General features: G+C 56.1%; 4 protein-coding genes. 3 read left to right on the forward strand and 1 reads right to left on the reverse strand.

Going from position 1 to position 3,445, the window contains the following annotated elements; translation table 11 throughout:
- Positions 1-41 precede the first annotated feature (41 nt).
- Together CCA01S_RS15500 and CCA01S_RS15505 are read left to right on the forward strand one after the other, a co-directional pair.
- Entirely contained in the window at positions 42-623 is a 582-nt protein-coding gene (locus tag CCA01S_RS15500; RefSeq protein WP_084386835.1) for a M23 family metallopeptidase, read from the forward strand.
- 80 nt (positions 624-703) lie between these two features.
- Complete coding sequence (locus CCA01S_RS15505; protein WP_084386836.1) at positions 704-1,189, forward strand: c-type cytochrome; 486 nt, start codon at positions 704-706, stop codon at positions 1,187-1,189.
- Between the two features lie 69 nt (positions 1,190-1,258).
- Here the strand turns inward: CCA01S_RS15505 and CCA01S_RS14970 are convergent, their stop codons facing one another.
- On the reverse strand, positions 1,259-1,522 hold the full coding sequence (locus CCA01S_RS14970) for a transcriptional regulator (protein WP_308411270.1): 264 nt from the start codon (positions 1,520-1,522) through the stop codon (positions 1,259-1,261).
- 936 nt (positions 1,523-2,458) lie between these two features.
- On the opposite strand from CCA01S_RS14970, the gene CCA01S_RS14975 reads away from it, so the two are divergent.
- Positions 2,459-3,445 (forward strand): IS5 family transposase (locus CCA01S_RS14975; protein ID WP_157076563.1); only part of this gene is annotated, 987 nt, incomplete at its 3' end.

Consider the following 3,445-nt stretch of genomic DNA (forward strand, 5'->3'; position numbering starts at 1 on the left):
TGCCTTGATCACCAGATACGGTTTAATCCGTTCGAATTGGCATGTATACCATATCAAGAAATCTGTTTCTTATCGCCGGCTTTTTTTTGACAAGCACTGCCGCCGCATCAGGCGTGAGGCAAATCTCTATCGTCGATGATCCAGCTCATGTACTCGGTCAACACTCGCACAAAGCGACTTCCCGGCTGGAAAATCTGCGGAAGATTTTTTTCGACACGCCACTGAGCGAACGAACACGCATCAGCTCGGCATTTGGTTATCGATTCCATCCCGTGTCTGGCAAGTGGGCAGGCCACCAAGGTATTGATTACCCTGCCCCGAAAGGCACACCCATCCGGGCGACAGCTCGCGGCAGGATATCCTTCATCGGCATTCAGAGCGGATATGGAAAAGTGATCTTTGTAGAGCATAACAATATCTATTCTACTGTCTACGCCCACCAAAGCCGTTTCAAAAATAGTTTGGAGAAAGGCGAATATGTCGACAAGGGACAAATCATTGGGTATGTCGGTTCTACCGGAACGTCCAGTGGCCCCCATCTGCACTATGAATTGCGTGTCAATAATCAGCCGGTAGACCCTGTTCGACAAAAGCGGCAACTGGCCGCCCACACCCAAAAATGAAGCGTCAGGTCCGGCGCCCGAACAATCGTAGTCCATCAAGCTACATTCACCGTACAGCAAAGTGAGCAAGGACGATTCCAATGACAATAGTCACGAAAAAAGCCGCTGTGTTCCTTGGTGCGCTTGGTTTTTTGGCACTCGGTACCGGTCTGTTCATGTACCAGTCGGCATCGAGTTCAAAACTGGCTTATATTGACCCGTCCGATCAAACACTCTTGGTCCGTGGTAGACAAATCTACACCAATAATTGTGCCGCATGCCATGGAGCACGGCTTGAAGGCCAGAATGACTGGCGCACGCGCAAGCCAAACGGACGATTACCCGCGCCGCCGCACGATAAAGCAGGGCACACTTGGCATCATCCAGATGCGCTTTTGATTGACATTGTCAAAAACGGCCTGGTGCCTGGGAAAACCGCGCCACCCGGATATGTGAGCGATATGCCAGCCTATGGCCAGTCATTGAGCGACCCCGATATAGCGGCGGTGTTGGCCTATATCAAGAGCTCCTGGCCACCTAAAGCACTGGCTGCACAGAAAGAAATCACGCTGCAACCGAGGCAGTAAGTGCCCGGCGAAGATGCTCTATTGCTTTGCCTTGTGCAATCGCTGCGCATCACCTGCAACCCATGCGATTCAATCCTCCCCCCGCAACTCCGGCCAGATCTGCCACCAGTCATCCGGACGCAGCTGCTTCCGAGTGACAGCACCGCCCGTCAATTCCTCGATCTCCACACAGCGGATGATTGGCACCGGACGTGTACCTGCCGCCCAGCTGCTGACTACCTGTACAGGTAACCCTAACTTCTTGGCCAATGGGGTCATCCCGCCCATCACTTCACAGGCATCACGAACAGGCTGAAAATCCCGCATATGCTTCCATAACCATGTGTTTAACATGGATTTTATTAGATAAATTCGTTATTAAGATATGACGACGCGTTGTTTATTTGTGCCGTTTTGCAGCGCCAAAGTTCAGCACCGGCTAGTCAATTTGTAACTGCAGGTCAGAAAACGGCATTCATCGCATGAAACAATCTGCACCGATCTGAACCAAGCGTTTTTCCTGCCCCCCTGGGGGACTGACGATTTTATGATCTTTCGTTTGCCGCGGGATAGTCACAGCCGTAAACAATTTGCCCTGGCCTCGTATCCTCCACTCGTAGTGGTATTCGCTAAGCTTTAGCACCCTCCAGTAGAACCTTGAATTGCTTGAAAAATCAATCAGCTGATTACCTATTGACAAAACTAATCAAAATGCTGACAATAGCTTTAACTGCTCAACGCAGACCAGCTCTTTAACAAGCAACAAGCGATGAATACTGCGCCCTGCCCGATCACGCGGCACGCGACTGCGCAGCAACCTGTAAGGCATCGGGGTTGAAGCAAAACCGATGAAATCCGCCAATCACAGCCAGCCCCTCGCGTGGGGCATGGATGGCCGCGTGCGGCGAGGACTTCCCACAACGGGACGCGCCCGGTGCATTCATATGAATGCCCAAACTCAGGGATGGCGACGTAATCCTTTGACGACAGCGGGAAAGACCGCAGTCCCCGGCATCCAGACGAGCCGCCACCGGCGGGCCAGCGTCTGGCCCTACCGGGGGTGATCCAAGCACCCGACCCCCATCGCGGCATCTTGGCGGGTCGGCCCCCAGGGCTCCGGCGAGCCCGCTTTGGCAGGCGTCCCTCCGGGCATCTACCAAAGTGCCCGTACTTAGTCGCCCCTGAACAATCCCCGCAACCCGCATAGATACTGGATTTCAGGGTGATTTCCGATAGCGATAACTCCCGGTTTGTTATCCAATAGAGATTGTTTTCTGGGAGTTTTTCACGATGTTCGCTTGCCCTGCCACGGATGATTTCTTTCGCTCGCGCATTGACCAGATGATCGATCTTCGCCACCCGCTGGCGGTGCTGGCTTCGCGCATGCCTTGGCAGGAGATTGAATCGCGTGTGGCGCACCTGTTTGTGCGCCGTGCCCATGCGGGCGAGGCCATGCCCGATCTGGACCTGTTTGGCGAGCAGCCCCAGCGCGTGGCCTCGCGCAGCAACGCCGGGCGCCCGCGCGTGCCGCTGCGGGTGATGATCTCGCTGCTGTACCTGAAGCACGCTTTCAACGAATCGGACGAGGGTGTGGTGGCGCGCTGGGCCGACACGCCACGCTGGCAATTCTTCAGCGGCCAGGCCTACTACGAGGATCGCCAGCCCTGCGATGCCACCACCTTGGTGAAGTTTCGCAAGCTGCTGGGCGAACAAGGGGTCGAGGAATTGCTGGCCCAGACGATCAACGCGGCGGTGGACATGAAGCTGATCAAGCCTCAGGAGTTGAGTCGGGTGATTGTGGACTCGACGGTGCAAGAGAAGGCCATTGCCCATCCCACAGACAGCCGATTGCTGGAGGTGGCGCGTATCAAACTGGTGGAGGCAGCCAAGGATGCGGACATTGCCCTGAAGCAGACCTTTGCCAAGGAGGGTCCGGCGTTGAGCCGTCAGGCGGGGCGCTATGCCCATGCCCGTCAATTCAAACGCATGCGCAGGGTGATCCGTCGCCAGAAGACGATAGTGGGCCGCCTGGCACGCGAGATCGAACGCAAGGCCCAGTTCCTTGCTCAAGCCGTGCGAGAGGCGCTGATCGACCCCCTGGAGAAGGCCGCCCGCATCGCGGCTCAGAGCGCGCAACGCAAGGCCCCGGTGGGTCGCCCCAAGCTGTATGCCTGGCATGCGCCGGAGGTGGACTGCATCAGCAAGGGCAAGGCTCGCCATCCCTACGAGTTCGGCGTCAAGGTGGGCATTGCCAGTACTTTGCGGGGCACCCTGATC

Source organism: Castellaniella caeni NBRC 101664, from assembly GCF_001592225.1.
Lineage (GTDB): Bacteria > Pseudomonadota > Gammaproteobacteria > Burkholderiales > Burkholderiaceae_B > Castellaniella > Castellaniella caeni.

Coding starts and splice junctions, on each gene's coding strand:
- CCA01S_RS15500 (WP_084386835.1), top strand. CDS start 42: ATGTATACCATATCAAGAAATCTGTTTCTTATCGCCGGCTTTTTTTTG.
- CCA01S_RS15505 (WP_084386836.1), top strand. CDS start 704: ATGACAATAGTCACGAAAAAAGCCGCTGTGTTCCTTGGTGCGCTTGGT.
- CCA01S_RS14970 (WP_308411270.1), bottom strand. CDS start 1,522: ATGTTAAACACATGGTTATGGAAGCATATGCGGGATTTTCAGCCTGTT.